This window comes from Sphingomonas sp. SUN039 (genome assembly GCF_024758725.1).
Taxonomy (GTDB): Bacteria; Pseudomonadota; Alphaproteobacteria; order Sphingomonadales; family Sphingomonadaceae; genus Sphingomonas_O.
In genome coordinates this window covers 1,931,122-1,947,741 of sequence record NZ_CP096972.1, presented here as the reverse complement: position 1 = coordinate 1,947,741, position 16,620 = coordinate 1,931,122, and the positions used below count along the sequence as shown (strand labels likewise).

Annotated in this window: 17 protein-coding genes and 1 tRNA gene; 15 read left to right on the top strand and 3 right to left on the bottom strand. The window is 65.6% G+C overall.

The features are described from left to right. Positions 1-5 precede the first annotated feature (5 nt). The 6 genes from M0209_RS09560 (at position 6) to M0209_RS09535 (ending at position 5,655) form a co-directional block, all read left to right on the top strand. A complete protein-coding gene (locus M0209_RS09560) occupies positions 6-437 on the top strand; it encodes a heme-binding protein (protein ID WP_309547058.1) in 432 nt (143 codons plus the stop codon). After that, positions 434-1,666 carry an amidohydrolase family protein gene (locus M0209_RS09555; RefSeq protein WP_258888045.1) on the top strand — a complete coding sequence of 411 codons (1,233 nt, stop codon included), beginning with the start codon at positions 434-436 and terminating at the stop codon, positions 1,664-1,666. The genes M0209_RS09560 and M0209_RS09555 overlap by 4 nt, the downstream gene beginning before the upstream one ends. 144 nt (positions 1,667-1,810) lie before the next feature. Next, positions 1,811-3,010, top strand: a complete 1,200-nt coding sequence (locus M0209_RS09550; RefSeq protein ID WP_258888044.1) for an MFS transporter — start codon at positions 1,811-1,813, stop codon at positions 3,008-3,010. Continuing rightward, on the top strand, positions 3,007-3,708 hold the full coding sequence (locus M0209_RS09545; protein ID WP_258888043.1) for an SDR family NAD(P)-dependent oxidoreductase: 702 nt from the start codon (positions 3,007-3,009) through the stop codon (positions 3,706-3,708). The genes M0209_RS09550 and M0209_RS09545 overlap by 4 nt, the downstream gene beginning before the upstream one ends. Next, a complete protein-coding gene (locus M0209_RS09540) occupies positions 3,702-4,637 on the top strand; it encodes an NAD-dependent epimerase/dehydratase family protein (RefSeq protein ID WP_258888042.1) in 936 nt (311 codons plus the stop codon). The genes M0209_RS09545 and M0209_RS09540 overlap by 7 nt, the downstream gene beginning before the upstream one ends. 10 nt (positions 4,638-4,647) lie before the next feature. Next, positions 4,648-5,655, top strand: a complete 1,008-nt coding sequence (locus M0209_RS09535; protein WP_258888041.1) for a LysR family transcriptional regulator — start codon at positions 4,648-4,650, stop codon at positions 5,653-5,655. Here the strand turns inward: M0209_RS09535 and M0209_RS09530 are convergent. After that, the gene (locus M0209_RS09530) at positions 5,640-6,086 is read right to left on the bottom strand and encodes a helix-turn-helix domain-containing protein (RefSeq protein ID WP_258888040.1); all 447 of its coding nucleotides are present in this window, start codon (positions 6,084-6,086) and stop codon (positions 5,640-5,642) included. The two genes, M0209_RS09535 and M0209_RS09530, sit on opposite strands and share 16 nt — an antisense overlap. 68 nt (positions 6,087-6,154) lie before the next feature. On the opposite strand from M0209_RS09530, the gene M0209_RS09525 reads away from it, so the two are divergent. From M0209_RS09525 to M0209_RS09490, 8 genes are all read left to right on the top strand, one after another. Continuing rightward, the gene (locus M0209_RS09525) at positions 6,155-6,961 is read left to right on the top strand and encodes an SDR family NAD(P)-dependent oxidoreductase (protein WP_258888039.1); all 807 of its coding nucleotides are present in this window, start codon (positions 6,155-6,157) and stop codon (positions 6,959-6,961) included. Then, a complete protein-coding gene (locus M0209_RS09520) occupies positions 6,958-8,544 on the top strand; it encodes an NAD(P)/FAD-dependent oxidoreductase (RefSeq protein WP_258888038.1) in 1,587 nt (528 codons plus the stop codon). Before M0209_RS09525 ends, M0209_RS09520 begins: the two co-directional genes overlap by 4 nt. Continuing rightward, complete coding sequence (locus M0209_RS09515; protein WP_258888037.1) at positions 8,541-8,744, top strand: hypothetical protein; 204 nt, start codon at positions 8,541-8,543, stop codon at positions 8,742-8,744. Before M0209_RS09520 ends, M0209_RS09515 begins: the two co-directional genes overlap by 4 nt. Before the next feature lie 78 nt (positions 8,745-8,822). Beyond that, complete coding sequence (locus M0209_RS09510) at positions 8,823-9,893, top strand: VOC family protein (protein ID WP_258888036.1); 1,071 nt, start codon at positions 8,823-8,825, stop codon at positions 9,891-9,893. A 13-nt stretch (positions 9,894-9,906) separates the two neighbouring features. Continuing rightward, positions 9,907-10,851, top strand: coding sequence for a fumarylacetoacetate hydrolase family protein (locus tag M0209_RS09505; RefSeq protein ID WP_258888035.1), 945 nt, complete (start codon positions 9,907-9,909; stop codon positions 10,849-10,851). After that, positions 10,848-11,369, top strand: coding sequence for a cupin domain-containing protein (locus M0209_RS09500; RefSeq protein WP_258888034.1), 522 nt, complete (start codon positions 10,848-10,850; stop codon positions 11,367-11,369). The genes M0209_RS09505 and M0209_RS09500 overlap by 4 nt, the downstream gene beginning before the upstream one ends. 77 nt (positions 11,370-11,446) lie before the next feature. Then, positions 11,447-12,772, top strand: coding sequence for a histidinol dehydrogenase (hisD, locus tag M0209_RS09495; protein WP_258888033.1), 1,326 nt, complete (start codon positions 11,447-11,449; stop codon positions 12,770-12,772). Then, positions 12,769-13,518: an SDR family NAD(P)-dependent oxidoreductase gene (locus M0209_RS09490; RefSeq protein WP_258888032.1), complete on the top strand. Its 750-nt coding sequence runs from the start codon at positions 12,769-12,771 to the stop codon at positions 13,516-13,518. The genes hisD and M0209_RS09490 overlap by 4 nt, the downstream gene beginning before the upstream one ends. Positions 13,519-14,092: 574 nt before the next feature. Here the strand turns inward: M0209_RS09490 and M0209_RS09485 are convergent. Continuing rightward, positions 14,093-14,166 (bottom strand) — tRNA-Gly (locus M0209_RS09485). A gap of 47 nt (positions 14,167-14,213) precedes the next feature. After that, on the bottom strand, positions 14,214-14,957 hold the full coding sequence (locus M0209_RS09480; protein WP_258888031.1) for a class I SAM-dependent methyltransferase: 744 nt from the start codon (positions 14,955-14,957) through the stop codon (positions 14,214-14,216). A gap of 171 nt (positions 14,958-15,128) precedes the next feature. On the opposite strand from M0209_RS09480, the gene M0209_RS09475 reads away from it, so the two are divergent. Next, positions 15,129-16,559: an aldehyde dehydrogenase family protein gene (locus M0209_RS09475; protein ID WP_258889611.1), complete on the top strand. Its 1,431-nt coding sequence runs from the start codon at positions 15,129-15,131 to the stop codon at positions 16,557-16,559. The last annotated feature ends 61 nt before the right edge of the window (positions 16,560-16,620 follow it).

Below are 16,620 nucleotides of genomic sequence, written 5' to 3'. Positions count from 1 at the left end.
GCATTTTGAGCCTGACACTGGAGCTGGCATCGACCATCGTCGACGCGACGCTGGGCGAGGCGCGGGCGCGGGGCTTTGCGCCGCTGTGCGCAGTCGTCCTCGATCCCGGCGGTCATGCCCTCGCCCTCAAGCGCGACGACGGCGCGTCGATCTCGCGGCCCGAGATTGCGACGGCAAAGGCGGCGGGTTGCCTCGGCATGGGGTTCGGCGGACGCGAGATTGCGCGGCGGGCGCAGGCGATGCCCGGTTTTTTCGCGGCAATCGGGCAGGTATTTCCAAAGGGTATCGTGCCGGTGCCCGGCGGCGTCCTGATCCGCGATGCAGAAGGCATCCTGCTCGGCGCGGTCGGTGTCAGCGGGGACACGTCGGACAATGACGAGATCGCGGCGCTTGCGGGGATCGCCGCCGCAGGGCTGCACGGAGACACCGGCGCATGACCCGCACCCTCTTTCACGACGTGATGATCTTCGACGGCAGCGGCAACGACCGCTTCCCGGGCGAGGTGCTGGTCGAGGGCAATCGTATCGCCGCGGTCGCGCGCGGCGATGAACGCCTCGAACGGACGGATGTCGACCTGATCGATGGCAAGGGCGGCACGCTGATGCCCGGCATGGTCGAGGCGCACGCGCATCTGACCTGGCCGACCAACGTCGAACGCGTGATCAATACAATGCGGCCGCTGCCGATCGAGCAGCACGTGCTGGTCACGGCGCAGAATGCGCGCATCACGATCGACCATGGCTTCACCAGCGCCTATTCGGCGGGGTCATTGGGCGAGGCGATCGAACCGGCGTTGCGCGACATGATCGATGCGGGCGCGATGCCGGGTCCGCGCCTGCGCGCCTCGGCCCTCGAAAAGGGCGCCGAAGGAGTCATCGGTGTGCCCGCCGGCCACGATCCGACGCACCAGCGCGATATCCCGCATTTGCGCGATTATGTCGCCGCGAAAAAGGCGCAAGGGTGCGACACGATCAAGTTCCTGATGTCGTCCGACGACGCGTTCCAGCAGGGCGGTTCGCAGACGTTGATGTATTCCGAAGCGGAAGCGCAGGCGGTCGGCGAGGCGGCGCGCGAAGCGGGTATCTGGCTCGCCTGCCACGCGCAGGGGGCCGAAGCCGTCAAGCGCGCGCTGCGCGCCGGATTCCGCGCGATCTACCACTGCACCTATGCCGATGAAGAGGCGCTCGACCTGTTCGAGGCGAAGAAGGACACGACCTTCACTGCGCCCGCCGTCGGCCTGCTTTGGGCGCGCGCGCACGAGGCGCAGGACTTCGGGATCGACAAGGCGGAGGCCGAACGGCTCGGCGCGCTGCGCGGGATCGAACTCGGGCAGCAGGTGATCCCCGAGATGAAGCGGCGCGGCATCCGCGTGCTTCCCGGCGGCGACTATGGTTTCCCCTATAACCCCGTCGGCCGCAACGCGCGCGACCTCGATCATTTCGTCAGGCTGTTCGGCTTTTCGCCGAAGGAAGCCCTGCGCGCGGCGACGAAGGAGGGCGGCGAACTCATGGGGCTCGATGTCGGGCTCGTGAAACAGGGCTGGCTCGCCGACCTGCTGCTGATCGACGGCGATCCGACGACAGATGTCGCGATCCTTCAGGACAAGGCGCGGATGCCGGTGGTGATGAAAGACGGCGCGTTTCACCGCCGCCGCGTTTCGCATTGACGCCACGGCTGCGCCAATAGCAGCTATCGATGCTGTGCGATTGATGTCGACACCGCGCCGGCGCAACAGGTGCCCGCGTCGGCAGGCGACCGGCGGGGAGGGTGAAAGATGGCGAGCGGGCGGGCGACGCGACAACCGACCTTCATGACCGGACTTGCGCTGCTGTTTCCGATCACCCTGTCGGTGATGGCGGCGCTGTTCGTCGCGCCGATCGCACCGAAGATCGCCGAGACCTACGGACCGACCGGCCTCTACACGCCCGACGAACTGGGGCGTTACATCGGCTGGATCATCACCGTCCCGTCGCTGTGCGTCGCGCTGTTCTCGATTCCGGCGGGCTGGCTCGGCGACAAGGTCGGACGCTACCGGCTGCTGGTCGTCTCGATGGCGATCTATGTCGTCGTCGGAGTCATGCCCTATTTCCTTACCGACCTCGGCCATATCCTGTGGAGCCGCATCGCGGTCGGTGTGGTCGAGGCGATGCTGATGACGCTGTCGACGACGCTGATTGCCGATTTTTTCAAGGGGCAGGCGCGCAACCGCTGGCTCGCGGCCCAGACCGGAACCGCCTCGACCTTCGCCATCGCCGCGATCCTCGTTGCGGGACTTGTCGGCGCGGCGCGCTGGCAGAACGTCTTCCTGCTCTACCTTGTCCCCGTCGTCTTTCTCGTCCTGGTGCTGCGTTTCGCCTGGGAGCCCGAAGAGTCGGAGCACCTTGCGAACCGCGACCGGCAGGGGCGGTGGAGCGATATTCCATGGGGACCGATGGGCCTGATCTGCGTCATCACCCTGTTCGGCTCGGTGATGTTCTACACCGTCCAGATCAAGCTGCCCGACGCCTTCAAGGACCTGGGCGTCGTGCTCCCCGGCGGCGGCTACGACGCGGCGCGGGGCGGCATGATGACGGCTGTCGCCAGCCTGTTCGTGCCGGTCGGAACGCTTTGCTTTTTCTATCTCTCGCCGCGCCTGAGCCTGAAGGCGATGTTCCTCGTCGAATTCGCGCTGCTCGGCACCGGCTTCCTCCTGATGTCGGTGCTCAGGGATCCGTGGATGTTCACGCTTGCCGCCGGGCTCGACCAGATCGGCGCGGGAATGCTGCTGCCGACATTGCTGACCTGGGCGGTCGCGCAGCTGCCGTTCGAGGTTCGCGGGCGGGGCACGGGCATCTGGAATGCCGTCTTCGCGCTCGGGCAGTTCGTGTGCAACAATCTGGCGATGCCCTTCATCATGGGCTTCACCGGCGGTATCCTGCCGTCGCTCGGCGTGCTCGGCTGGATGTGCCTTGCTGCCGCCGCGATTGCGCTCGTCGCGCCGCTCCGCACCCCGGCACCGCTTGCGACATGAGCGGACGGCTGTCGGGCAAGATCGCGGTCGTCACCGGCGCGGCGAACGGTATCGGCGCGGGCTGTGCCGATGTTTTCGCGCAGGAGGGCGCGACCGTCATCGGCATCGACCGCGGCGATTGCGACCTGACCGACGAGGCCGCGACCGACGCCTTCTTCGCGCAGATCTGCGACGGGCACGGTCGCATCGACATCCTCGTCAACGCCGCTGCCTTTGCGGTGTTCGAGTGGATCGAAACGTTGAGCTACGCCGACTGGCAGCGCACGCTGACCGGCGAACTCGACATCGTTTTCCTGCCGACCCGCGCGGCGTGGCCGTATCTCAAGGCAAGCGGGCGCGCGTCGGTGATCAACTTCGCCTCGGCAAACGCCTACCACGCCCTCGAGGGGTCGGCGGCGCTCGCGCATTGCGCGGGGAAGGGCGGGGTGCTGGCGATGACGCGCCAGCTGGCGATGGAGGGCGCGCCGCACGGCATCCGCGCGAATACAATCTCGCCGGGTTTCATCGTCACGGCGGCAACGCAGCGGCACATGGATGCGGTGCCCGGGTTCGCCGACCGGGTGCTGGCGAAAAACATGGTCAAACGCCTCGGCGCGCCGCAAGACATCGCCTGGTGCGCGACCTGGCTGGCGTCGGACGAGGCGGGCTATGTGACCGGTGCAGATATCAGGGTCGATGCAGGGGCGACGGCATGGTGAGTCCGATCATCGTTACAGGTGCCGGCGGTTTCGTCGGAAGAGTGCTGCTCGAAAGCCTTGTTGCCGAGGGGCGCGCGGTCGTGGGGGTCGATGTCGCGGGCGGCGGCATTCCGCCGGGCGTGCGCGCCGTGGCGGGCGATATCGCCTCGCCGGAACTACGGACCGAGGTCTTTCGGGACGGGTGCGCCGCGCTCGTCCACCTCGCAACCGTACCCGGTGGCGCGGCGGAGGCGGACCCTGCCGCTTCGCGACGGATCAACATCGACGCGATGTACGATCTGCTCGACGCCGCAAAAGTGGCGGGTTCATGGCCGCGCGTCGTTTACGCCAGCTCGATCGCGGTGTTCGGCGATCCGCTCCCCGCTGCCGGGGTCGACGACGCGACACCGCTCGCCCCGAAACTGGTCTATGGCGGTCACAAGGCGATGATGGAGATCGCGGTCGCGACGATGCACCATCGCGGCGAAATCGAGGGCGTCAGCGTCCGCCTTCCCGGCATCCTTGCGCGACCGAAGGGGCCGAGCGGCATGAAATCGGCGTTCATGAGCGACCTTTTCCACGCCCTGCGAGAAGGGCAGTCGTTCGTCTGTCCGGTGTCGCCGCACGCCACGATCTGGGCTGAATCGGTCGGACGTTGCGTCGCCAATCTGCGCCATGCGCTGACGATGGACGCGGGCGTAATGCCGAGGACACGGGTGGTCACGCTCCCTGCGTTGCGCGTCACGATGGCAGCGCTCGCCGCCGAGATCGCGGGCCAGTGCGGCGTTTCGACAGATCTGGTCTCTTACAGCCCCGACCCTGGACTAGAGGCCGCGTTCGGCGCGCACCCGGAGCTGCGAACGCCCGCCGCCGACGCGTGCGGCTTTGCACATGACGGCGACGTCGCTAAGCTCGTGGCGAGCGCGCTTGAGACGATTGCGCGCCGCTGAGGAGAGCGACGTGCGGTTTCAACGGCTCGACCTGAACCTGCTTGTCGCGCTCGACGCGCTGCTTGCCGAAGGGAGCGTCAGCCTCGCCGCCGACCGTTGCTGCCTGTCGCAATCGGCGATGTCGTCGGCACTGGGGCGGTTGCGCGACTATTTCGGCGACGATCTGCTCGTCGTGCGCGGGCGAAAGATGGTCCTGACCGCGCGCGCCGAGGAACTTGTCGAGCCGGTGCGCGCCGTCCTCGAACAAATCCGCACGACGATCGCAACGACCCAGCCCTTCGATCCGGCGAGTTCGGACCGGCTGATCCGGATCATGGCGTCCGATTATACGACCGAAGTGCTGCTCGCTTCGGCGCTGACCGGGATCGAGGCAATCGCCCCGAACATGCGTTTCGAAATTCAACCGATGAACGACAGCCCAATCGAGACGCTCGAACGCGGCCTGATCGATCTGCTGATCACCATCGACTATGCGATCTCGACGGGGCATCCGAGCCGGATCCTGTTCGAGGACGATTACGTCATTGTCGGCTGGGCGGAGAATCCGGCCATGGCCAGGCCGATGACGCGAGAGGCCTATTTCGCCCTTGGGCATGTCACCGCGCGCTTCGGGCGTGCCCGCGTTTCGGCATTCGAGGACTGGTTCATGCGCCGCCAGAAGCAGCCGCGCCGTGTCGAGGCGATCGCGCCGACGTTTCTGTCGATGCCGGGTCTTGTCGTCGGGTCGAACCGGATTGCGACGATGCACCGCCGCCTCGCGACGCGGCTCGTGCGGCACATGCCGCTCGTCGTGCGCGAGGCGCCGCTCGACATCCCCCCGATCCGTCAGGCGGTCCAGTGGCATCTCGCCAACAGCAACGACCCGGGGTTGCGCTGGATAACCGAGCGGCTGGTCGAGGCGGCGCGCGTCGGCGATGCCGTCGATGCGGTCGCGGATGCGAAGGTCGCCGAGCCGTCCGGCGGACATGAAGACATCGGCGAGCAGTTCAAGACCTATGCGGGTCAGTCGCGCGCCTGAGCATCGTCGAAGGTTGTGCGGGCATGGTCGATGTCGCCGCGCCGGCTATGCACCCAGTCGAGCAACCGACGTGCCTGACCGACAAGATCGTGACCCGATGCAGTGAGGGCGTAGCTGACTTTCGGCGGCACATCGGCTGTCGCATGACGCGACACGAATCCGTCGCGCTCGAGGACGCGGAGCTTGGCGGTCAGCACGCGTTGGGAGATGCGCCCCTCCGACGACAGCCGCGCGATCGCGCGGCGCAGTTCGGCATGGCGAAAGGTGCCGATCGCCAGCGCGAACAGGATCAATGTCGTCCAGCGGTCGCCCAGCAAGGCAAAGACGTGGCGCGCCGGGTCGTCCGGATAGTGGCCGTGCGCGCGCATGTCTTCGGCGAGCGCTGCCAGCCCATGATGCAATGCGCCGTCGATGCCGCCCAGATCGATCATGGGAACAAAAAAGTGCCGTCTTCCCGCCTGCGTTGGCCGGGTTATGCAGCGTGGCGGGAGAGCTGCCAATGCACGATACGACACGCTTCGACGGCAAAATTGCCATCGTCACCGGTGGCGCGGGCGGGATCGGTGCCGCGACCGCGCGGCTGCTGACCGCGCGCGGCGCCAAGGTCGCGATTGCCGACATCGCCTTTACGGCCGCGCAGGCACTGGCGGGCGAGCTTGCAGGTGCCCGCGCAGTGGCCCTCGATCTTGAGCAGGAATCCTCGATCTCCGCGATGATCGCCGATGTCGCCGCGCACTATGGCCGGATCGACATATTGGTGAACAATGCCGCGCTGCTCGGCCCCGACATCGCGAAGGCCGATGGCAATGTCGAGGACATGGCTACCGACCTCTGGGACCGCACCTACCGTATCAACGTGCGCGGAACGATGATCGCGAGCCGTGCGGCGCTCCCGCATTTGCGGGCGACGCGCGGCAACATCGTCAACACCGTCAGCAGCCTCGCGCTGCAGGGCCATATCATCCAGGCCGCCTATAGCTCATCGAAAGCCGCGATCATCCAGATGACCCGCGCCATCGCCGCAAGCCATGGCAAAATCGGCGTGCGCTGCAACGCCGTCGCGCCGGGGATGACGATGACGCCTGCGTTGAAGGAAGCTTTTCCTGCGGAACTGCGCGCCGTGGTCGAAGGCGAAACGCTGCGCGACCGACTGGGCGAGCCCGAGGATATCGCCGAGGCCATTGCCTTCCTCGCGTCCGATGCAGCGCGCAATATCACCGGCCATACGATCGAATGCGATGGCGGCGGCACCAGCCACGTCCCCGGCCTCGCCGGCTTCCGCGCCTTTTTCGGAGAACAGGCATGAGCAATTACGACATCGTCGTCATGGGCGCGGGGCATAATCAGCTCGGCGCTGCCGCCTATCTCGCCAAGGCGGGAAAGAAGGTGCTTGTGCTCGAGATGAAGCCCTTCATCGGCGGCGGCGCCGTGACGCTGGAGCGCACCGCGCCGGGCTTTTTCCATAACAAGCATTCGGCGATGCACGGGATGATCCAGGCGAATCCGCTGCTAGTCAACGACGAGCTCGGGCTGAAGTCGAAATACGGCCTCGAATATTTCTATCCCGAAGCGCCGATGGGGCTGTTGCTCAAGGATTTTCGCCACTTCCTGACCTATGTCGATCTCGACAAGACCTGTCAGGAAATCGCCAAATATTCGCAAAAGGACGCCGACGCCTATCGCGAGCTGGTCGTCTGGGGCGGGCGCATGATGCCGATGCTGCTGCAGGGCATGTTCAACGTGCCCATTCCGATGGGGCCGTTCGTCGCGATGATGGAATCGAACGAGGACGGGCGGCGGATGCTCGACCTGATGATGCGCAGCCCCCTGCAGATCGTCGACGAGCTGTTCGAGACCGAAATCCTGAAAATCCACCTGCTGAAGTGGGTCTCTGAAGGGATACTGCAGTTCCCCGACGATATGGGGACGGGCTTCGGCATGATCTTCATGATCCTGCTGGTGCATTTCTATCCCGTCGGTTTCCCGACCAAGGGCAGCGGTTCGCTGAGCAAGGCGCTCGCCGATTGCATCACCGACCATGGCGGCGAAATCCGCTGCAACCACAAGGTCGATTCGGTGATCGTCGAAAGCGGCCGCGCGGTGGGCCTTCGCACCGACGAAGGCGAGGAGTTCCGCGCCAGGGACGCGGTCGTTGCGGGCATCCATCCGGCACGGCTCGACAAGTTCGTCTCGGGCCTCGATGCGGATCTGCTGGCGCGCGCTGCCCGCATGAAGACCGCGCCCTATACCTTGTTCAAGGTCGATGCGGCCCTCGACCGGTCGGCGGCGGCGCTGTCGTCGAAGATACCGACCGAACTCGCCGAGAGTGCTGCCAATTGCATCAACGCGACGAGCTTGCAGGGCTTTCTCGACAGCTTCGAGCCACTGCGCCGGGGACAGCCGGGGATCGAGAACCCGCTGCACGGCGGCGGGATCATCGATTTTCCGGGGCTGCAACCGGAGGGCAAGTCGCAGCTCTATCTCACCAGCTACCAGCCCTATAATCTAGGCCGTCAGGGTCCGGGGCGCTGGGACGAGATCAAGGAGGATGTCGCGGACCGGCTGATCGACAGTCTCTCGCACTTCTTCCCCGGCCTGAACGAAAGTGTGATCGCCCGCGAAGTGGACAGTCCGCTCGACATGGAACGCTGGTCGCCTAACAGTTTCGTGAATGGCGAGGTGCACGGCGCGGGGCTCCAATTCTTCCAGACCATGGGTTTCCGCCCGACGCCCGAGCTTTCCCGATATGCAGTGCCCGGCGTGGAGCGGCTCTACCTGTGCGGACCCTTTATGCATCCCGGCGGCGCGATCTTCGGCGTCGGGCGGCCCACTGCGATCAAGGTGATGGACGATCTGGGCATCGATTTCGACAAGGTGATCCGGCCATGAAAATCTACGACGCAAACAGCCAAGAACTGATGCAGGTCCGTGCCATCGAGCGCGACGGCAACGACCTAGTCATCCGGGGCAAGATTTTCGGCGCGATGCCGATGGTCGCCAAGCTCAAGCCCGCCGAAGCTCGGGCCGCGCTGAAATTGCTCGACGCGCGGACGATCCTGTTCCTGCTGACGCTCTTGTTCCGCCGATAGATAGGCTTCGATAAAATCGGCTTCGCGCACGTGCCCCGATGCGGCAAGCGGGGCGCAGGCAGATGAGCGAGTGGTGCAATGGGTGTCTTGGGAATCGAAAGCGCGGTCTTCGGTGTCGGCGATATTGCCGAGCATGCGCGCTTCTGGACCGACTTCGGCCTGACACCGGTTCGCATCGGCGTCGATGAGGCCGTGCTCGAAGTCGCCTCGGGCTCGCGCGTCGTGCTCTACCGCCACGGCGACCCGCGCCTCCCGTCGCCCGATCCGTTCGAGGGTGATGGCGTCAAGGAAACCGTCTGGGGCGTCGACAGCACCGAGACGCTGGAACGCCTCGCGGCAAACCTCGCCACCGACCGCGAGGTGCGCCGCGACGCCGACGGGACCGCGCATTGCGTCGCCGACGACGGCCAGCCGATTGCGCTCCGCGTCTGGGCGAAGCGCACGGTCGTTTCCGACACCAGCCCGGTCAACGCGCCGGGCAATATCCAGCGGCTCAACCAGCACCGCATCTGGCGCAAACGCGCGATGCCGAAGACGATCAACCACATCGTCTTCTTCTCGCCCGACTATGTCGCGAGCGCGGAATTCTACATCCATCGCCTCGGCTTCCGCTACACCGACCACAGCAAGGGCACCGGCATCTTTGCGCGCGCCGACGGGACCAGCGAGCACCATTCGATCTTCTGGGTGAATTGCGACCTGCCCGTCGCGCCCGATCATTTCAAATTCATGCACATCGCCTTCGGCTGCGACGACATCGATGAGGTGATGCTCGGTGCGAATTTGATGGAGTTCAAGGGCTGGAAGAACACGACGATGAACACCAGCGGCGGCATCTCGCGCCACCGCATCTCGTCGGCGATCTATTATTATTGCGAGATACCGGGCCATGCGGGCGAGGCCGAGTATCACGCCGATACCGATTACCTGAACGACGACTGGGTGCCGCGCGCCTGGGATTTCAAATTCGGCTCGCTGCTCTGGGCGAACGCGACGCCACCGATCTTCCGTGGCGACGACATCCCGTGGGACATGACGTTCGATCCGGAAATGAAGAGCTTCGACCCCTATCGCCGCGACAAGCCGGGCAAGCAGCCGATCGCCGGGCCGCTCGCCGAACTGACCCACGACGACGAACACGCGATCTGAACAGGAACACATGATGCGGCTTGCGACACTCAACGATGGTACGCGCGACGGACGGCTGGTCGTCATCGCGCCCGATGGGATGTCTTGCGCCGAAGCGCCGGTGGCAACGCTGCAGTCGGCGCTCGAAGACTGGGATGCAGTGTCGGCGGCGCTCGCGGCAGTGACCGACTTTCCGATCGCGCTCGACGGGACGAAGCTCGCAGCACCCTTGCCGCGCGCGTGGCAATGGCTCGACGGCTCGGTGTTCAAGAGCCACGGCGCGCTGATGGACAAGGTGCTCGGCATCGACAAGCCGCCGGTCGACTGGCCGCTGATGTATCAGGGCGTGTCGGACACTTTTTATGCGCCGCGTGCCGACGTGCCGATGGCCGATGAGGGGCTCGGCATCGATTTCGAAGGCGAGTTCGGCGTGATCATCGATGCGGTGCCCATGGGGACGGCCGCGCAGGATGCAATGCGACACATCCGCCTGGTCGTGCAGATCAACGACTGGTCGCTGCGGACGCTCGCGGGGCCGGAGATGAAGACCGGTTTCGGCTGGGTGCAGGCCAAGCCGCCGTGCGGCATGGCACCCTTTGCGGTGACACCCGACGAACTGGGCGCCGCCTGGGCGCAGGGCCGTGTCCACGCCGACCTGCTCGTCGACTGGAACGGGCGGCGTTTCGGCGCGGCGAACGGCGGGGCAATGGGGTACGGCTTTCACGAACTCGTCGCGCACGCCGCACGGACGCGCAGTCTCGTTGCGGGCACGGTGATCGGATCGGGGACCGTCTCGAACGAGAATTTCCGCGAGGTCGGATCTTCGTGCATCGCCGAACGGCGCGGGATCGAGATTGTCGACGAAGGCGCGGCGAAGACCGAGTTCATGCGCTTCGGCGACACCGTCCGCATGGAGGGACGACTGCCCGACGGGCGCTCGCCTTTTGGCATTCTCGAGCAAAAGGTGGTCAAGGCGTGAGCGAACTCAGCGATTCAGGCCTGCCGCTCGTCCAGCGCGTTGTCACCGGGCACGATGCGAACGGGCGCGCGATCGTCAAATCGGAAGACCGGTCGCCGACCAGGATGATCCCGAGCGGCGACGCGGCCTTCCTCCAGATCTGGACGACGCCTGCCGTCCCCGCCGACAACAATGACGAAACCGACGGACGCCATCGCGAAGTCGGTCTGACGCTGATGGGCGGCAGCGCCGCACGCGTCGTCGACATGCTGCCCGGCCAGCAATCGCCGATGCACCGAACCAACAGCCTCGATTTCGGAATCGTCGTCGAGGGCGAAATCGAGCTCGAACTCGACGACGGCGTCACAACGCGGGTGGGGAAGGGCGGAATCATCGTCCAGCGCGGGACCAACCACCTGTGGCGCAATCCCGGCGACACGGTCTGCCGGATCGCCTTCGTCCTGATCGAAGCGCCGGCCTATCTTCATGGCGGCGTGCCCTTGCCCGAGCACAAGCCGGAAGACGTCGGTACGCATTAGGCTCGGCACGCGCTTCGGGCGCCATCGGCCAACCTCGGCATCGACATGTTCGCTGCCACGAACGACAGGAGTTAGACATGGCGGAATGGCTGAAGCGCGGCGCGATGGCCGACCAGAAGGCGGCGATCGACCGGAAGGTTCGCGAGACTGTGGAAGCGACGCTCGCCGATATCGAGGCGCGGGGCGATGCGGCGGTGCGCGCGCTTTCGATCAAGTTCGACGGAATGGACCGTGATAGCTATCGCCTGACACAGGCGGAGATCGACCGGTGCGTCGATAGTCTCAACCCTCAGGACATTATCGACATTGAGTTCGCGCAAGCACAGGTGAAGAACTTCGCGCAGATCCAGCGCGCGACGATCCTCGACACCGAAGTCGAGACACTTCCCGGCGTGGTGCTCGGGCACAAAACAATCCCGGTGCAGAATGCGGGCTGCTATGTCCCCGGCGGCAAATATCCGCTGCTTGCTTCGGCGCATATGAGCGTGGTGACGGCGAAGGTCGCGGGCGTGCCGCGCGTCATCACCTGCGCGCCGCCGTTCGAGGGCAAGCTCGCCCCCGCCATTGTGGCGGCGCAAGCCATGGCGGGCGCGGACGAAATCTATTGCCTCGGCGGGATTCAGGCAGTCGGCGCTATGGCGCTGGGCACCGACAGCATCCGCCCCGTCGACATGCTCGTCGGCCCCGGCAACGCCTTTGTCGCGGAGGCCAAGCGCCAGCTGTTCGGGCGCGTCGGGATCGACCTGTTCGCCGGGCCGACCGAGACGATGGTGATCGCCGACGAGACGGTGGACGGCGAAATCTGCGCGACCGATCTGCTGGGCCAGGCCGAGCACGGGCCGGACTCGCCCGCGATCCTCATCACGACCTCGCGCAAGCTCGCCGAGGAGACGATGCGCGAGGTGACGCGCTTGCTCGAAATCCTGCCGACAGCGGGCATCGCGCGGGTCGCGTGGGAGAATTGGGGCGAGGTCATCCTGTGCGCCGACGACGAGGAAATGGCACAGGTCAGCGACCATATCGCCAACGAGCACGTCCAGGTGATGACGCGCGACCCCGACTGGTTCCTGAACCGTCTCGTCAATTACGGCGCGCTGTTCCTGGGGCCGCGCACCAATGTCGCCTATGGCGACAAGGTGATCGGGACGAACCATACGCTGCCGACGCGGAAGGCGGGGCGTTACACCGGCGGGCTGTGGGTCGGCAAGTTCCTGAAAACCCACACCTACCAGCGCATCACCACCGACGAAGCGTCGGCGATGATCGGCGAGTATTGTTCGCGGCTGTGTGCGCTCGAAGGATTTGCGGGCCACGGCGAACAGGCCAATCTCCGCGTGCGCCGCTATGGCGGGCGCAACATCCCCTATGCAGGCCGCGCCGAACCGCTCGAAGCGGTGGCATGATCCTGCCGAAGACCCCCAGCTTCCGCCTCGACGGGAAACGGGCGCTGGTAACAGGCGCAGGGCGCGGCATCGGCCTCGCGCTCGCGGCGGCGCTGGCGGAGGCGGGGGCGCACGTCACGCTGGTTGCCCGGACCGAAAACGAGATTGCGCCCGCCGCCGTCGAGATGCGTGGCGACTGGGCGACGCTAGATGTGTCGGACCTCGGCGCGGTCGCGACTTTTTTTGACGCGCGACCGGCGTTCGACATCCTCGTCAACAACGCCGGAACTAACCGTCCCAAGCCGATGACCGAAGTCAGCGAGGCGGATTTCGACGCGGTGCTCGACCTCAACGTCAAGAGCGCGTTCTTCGTGGCGCAGGGCTGCGTCCGCAAAATGCTGGCCGAGGGCAAGGGCGGCAGCCTGATCCATATCGGCAGCCAGATGGGCCATGTCGGCGGGCCGAACCGGAGTCTCTATTGCGCGTCCAAATGGGCGCTGGAGGGGATGAGCAAGGCCTTTGCGCTCGACCTTGCCGCGCGCGGCATCCGCAGCAACACGATCGCGCCCACCTTTATCGAAACCCCGCTGACCAGGCCCTATTTCGACGATCCCGCCTTCAAGGCCTCGGTACTCGCCAAGATCAAGCTGGGTCGGATCGGGCGTGTCGAGGATTTGATGGGCGCGGCATTGTTCCTCGCGTCCGAAGCCTCGGCGCTGGTCACCGGCACGAGTATTGTTGTCGATGGCGGCTGGACGGCGGACTAGCGCGTTAGTGGGTGACGGGGCCGGCGCTCGAAAGCGCGGCCCCTCATTCAGGATGTGGAGCGGGTGAAGGGAATCGAACCACGGCGTAGCGCGGCAGCGCGTAGCCCAACAAAAAACTCGAGGGTTCGGGCATGGGCAAAGCCCATGCCGTCGGTCAGTGCTGTGCACTGCCGTCCGAGCTTGCGCATGGCCGAAATAGGCGCAGCCTATTTCGGGCCTGCGCTGCGCTGGAGCGGGTGAAGGGAATCGAACCACAGCGTAGCGCGGCAGCGCGTAGCCCAACAAAAAACTCGAGGGTTCGGGCATGGGCAAAGCCCATGCCGTCGGTCAGTGCTGTGCACTGCCGTCCGAGCTTGCGCATGGTCGAAATAGGCGCAGCCTATTTCGGGCCTGCGCTGCGCTGGAGCGGGTGAAGGGAATCGAACCACAGCGTAGCGCGGCAGCGCGTAGCCCAACAAAAAACTCGAGGGTTCGGGCATGGGCAAAGCCCATGCCGTCGGTCAGTGCTGTGCACTGCCGTCCGAGCTTGCGCATGGTCGAAATAGGCGCAGCCTATTTCGGGCCTGCGCTGCGCTGGAGCGGGTGAAGGGAATCGAACCCTCGTCGTAAGCTTGGAAGGCTTCTGCTCTACCATTGAGCTACACCCGCATGCCCGCGCCATGGCGCGGCACGCTTCGCCGGTCAAGGTTGTGCCGTCAGCGCGGTTTGCGAAAGCGCATGATGAGTTTGTCGGTCTTTCCGCTGATCGAGGGATCGTTCGAGCGGGCGGTGTGCGGGTCGGCGGGATTGGCGAGCAGCGACGATTGCGCCTCCAGGCGGAAACCGGCAGCCTCGACCTGGCTGCGCACGACCGCGGGGTCGATGCGGTGCAAGGTCGAGGTCGCGCCGAGGCCTGTGCCGGGGGCCGAGTGGTCCTCGATATAATAGACCCCGCCGGGCTTCAGGGCGGCAAAGATCGCCTTGTTGACGGCGGCAGGGTCGGCGGTCGGGCCGTTCTGCAGGTCGTGATAATTCTCCGACGTCCACACCTCGTCGAGCGGCTCGGGCGCGGCGAATTTCGCCATCTCGACGGTAAGCACCGTCACATTGGGATAGGGTGCGGCGGCGGCATTGATCCGGTCCATTGCGCCCGGCCGCTGCAGCGCACTGAGCGGCATGACCGCATAGACCTTGCCCTTGGGGCCGACGGTCCGGGCAAAAATGCGCGTGAAATAGCCGCCACCCGGCAACAGGTCGGCTACCTTGTCGCCGGGTTTGATGCCGGCGAACGCCACGACTGCGGCGGGCTTGCGGTTGGCATCGCGCGCGGTATCGGCGGCTGGCCGCAGCGGATCGGCGACCGCCGCTGCAATGGCGGGCGAGGGTTTGGCGGAGGCGGCAACAGAGAGGGTCGATGCAATCAGCGCGGCTGCGCCCGCCAGAGCCAAAGGTCGATTCACGCTATCTCTCCCGATGCTGCCGATGCCGGAGAGTGCGTCAGACCGCGGCATCTGTCCAATCCGAAAGGCAGTCCGGCGGATCCTTCGCCCCGCTGCGGCGCTTTGCCATTGCAACCGGCGGGACGCTGGCCGAAACAGTCGCCAAACGAAACGCATATGGAGAGTCGGGTCATGGACAGCTATCTGAAACACTATATCGATGGACGCTGGGTCGACAGCATCGGCGGCGCGCGGCACGAGGTGATCTCGCCGTCGACCGAAGAGCCCTGCACCGAGATCAGCATCGGGACTGAGGCCGATGTCGACGCAGCGGTCGTGGCGGCGCGGCGTGCCTTTGCAACGTTCAGCCAGACCAGCGTCGAGGAGCGGTTGGCGCTGTTGGCCCGTATCGTCGAGGAGTTGAAAAAGCGCGTGCCCGACCTCGGTCGCTCGATGGCGATGGAAATGGGGGCGCCGGTCAGCTTTGCCTCGACGGCACAGGCGTTCGCCGGGATCGGCCATTTCGGGGTCACCGCGCGGGTGCTCAAGGATTTCGTGTTCGAAGAGACCATCGGCACCGTCCGCGTCGTGCATGAGCCGATGGGGGTCGTCGGCATGATCACGCCGTGGAACTGGCCGCTCAACCAGATCGCGCTGAAGGTCGCGCCGTGCATCGCGGCGGGCAATACGATGGTGCTGAAACCGTCCGAAGAATGCCCCGGCAACGCGGCGATCCTGGCCGAGGCGATGCATGCGGCGGGCGTCCCCGCAGGCGTGTTCAACCTGGTGCAGGGCAATGGGCCGCTGACCGGCAACGCAATCTCGTCGCATCCCGACATCGATATGGTCAGCTTTACGGGTTCCACCCGCGCGGGGATTTTGATCGCGAAGGCGGCGGCCGATACCGTCAAGCGTGTGCATACGGAATTGGGCGGAAAGGCGGCGAATGTCGTGCTGCCCGACGCCGATTTTGCCACGCATTTGCCGCCGACGGTGCAGGGCATCGTCGCCAATTCCGGGCAAAGCTGCATCGCGCCGACACGCATCCTCGTGCACAAGGACCGCGAGGTCGAGGCGGTCGGGTTCGTGAAGGCCTATCTCGAAGCGGTGCCGGTCGGCGATCCTATGACCGAAGGGCCGCACATCGGCCCGGTCGTCAACAAGGCGCAGTTCGACAAGATCCAGGGGCTGATCCAGTCGGCGATCGATGAAGGCGCCAAGCTCGAAACCGGCGGCACCGGCCGCCCTGCCGACATGAACCGCGGGTTTTATGTGCGCCCCACATTGTTCAGCGGCGTCACCCCCGATATGCGGATCGCGCAGGAGGAAGTGTTTGGGCCGGTTGCCACGATCATGACCTATGCCGATGAGGACGAAGCGGTGCGCGTGGCGAACGATACGCCGTTCGGCCTGTCGATGACAATCTCGGGCGACCCGGCCAAGGCGGCGGCACTGGCCCCGAAAATGCGCGCCGGGATCGTGACAATCAACAGCTGGGGACCGGATGCGGGCGCACCGTTCGGCGGTTACAAGCAATCGGGCAACGGGCGCGAAAACGGTGTCTACGGTCTGCGCGAATTCATGGAAGTGAAGTCGGTGATCGGCGCGCCGGTCGCGGCCTGAGATCGAACCGGTTGAGATGAGCACCTCGCCGAGCGCCAGCGAGGTGCCCTTTCGAGCGTTA

Bases quoted from the DNA above. Each gene is read 5' to 3' on its own strand.
- M0209_RS09530 (WP_258888040.1), bottom strand. From the start codon at position 6,086: ATGATCGATCTGGGCGGCATCGACGGCGCATTGCATCATGGGCTGGCA.
- M0209_RS09540 (WP_258888042.1), top strand. From the start codon at position 3,702: ATGGTGAGTCCGATCATCGTTACAGGTGCCGGCGGTTTCGTCGGAAGA.
- M0209_RS09545 (WP_258888043.1), top strand. From the start codon at position 3,007: ATGAGCGGACGGCTGTCGGGCAAGATCGCGGTCGTCACCGGCGCGGCG.
- M0209_RS09550 (WP_258888044.1), top strand. From the start codon at position 1,811: ATGACCGGACTTGCGCTGCTGTTTCCGATCACCCTGTCGGTGATGGCG.
- M0209_RS09490 (WP_258888032.1), top strand. From the start codon at position 12,769: ATGATCCTGCCGAAGACCCCCAGCTTCCGCCTCGACGGGAAACGGGCG.
- M0209_RS09510 (WP_258888036.1), top strand. From the start codon at position 8,823: ATGGGTGTCTTGGGAATCGAAAGCGCGGTCTTCGGTGTCGGCGATATT.
- M0209_RS09555 (WP_258888045.1), top strand. From the start codon at position 434: ATGACCCGCACCCTCTTTCACGACGTGATGATCTTCGACGGCAGCGGC.
- M0209_RS09525 (WP_258888039.1), top strand. From the start codon at position 6,155: ATGCACGATACGACACGCTTCGACGGCAAAATTGCCATCGTCACCGGT.
- M0209_RS09475 (WP_258889611.1), top strand. From the start codon at position 15,129: ATGGACAGCTATCTGAAACACTATATCGATGGACGCTGGGTCGACAGC.
- M0209_RS09505 (WP_258888035.1), top strand. From the start codon at position 9,907: ATGCGGCTTGCGACACTCAACGATGGTACGCGCGACGGACGGCTGGTC.
- hisD (WP_258888033.1), top strand. From the start codon at position 11,447: ATGGCGGAATGGCTGAAGCGCGGCGCGATGGCCGACCAGAAGGCGGCG.
- M0209_RS09515 (WP_258888037.1), top strand. From the start codon at position 8,541: ATGAAAATCTACGACGCAAACAGCCAAGAACTGATGCAGGTCCGTGCC.
- M0209_RS09520 (WP_258888038.1), top strand. From the start codon at position 6,958: ATGAGCAATTACGACATCGTCGTCATGGGCGCGGGGCATAATCAGCTC.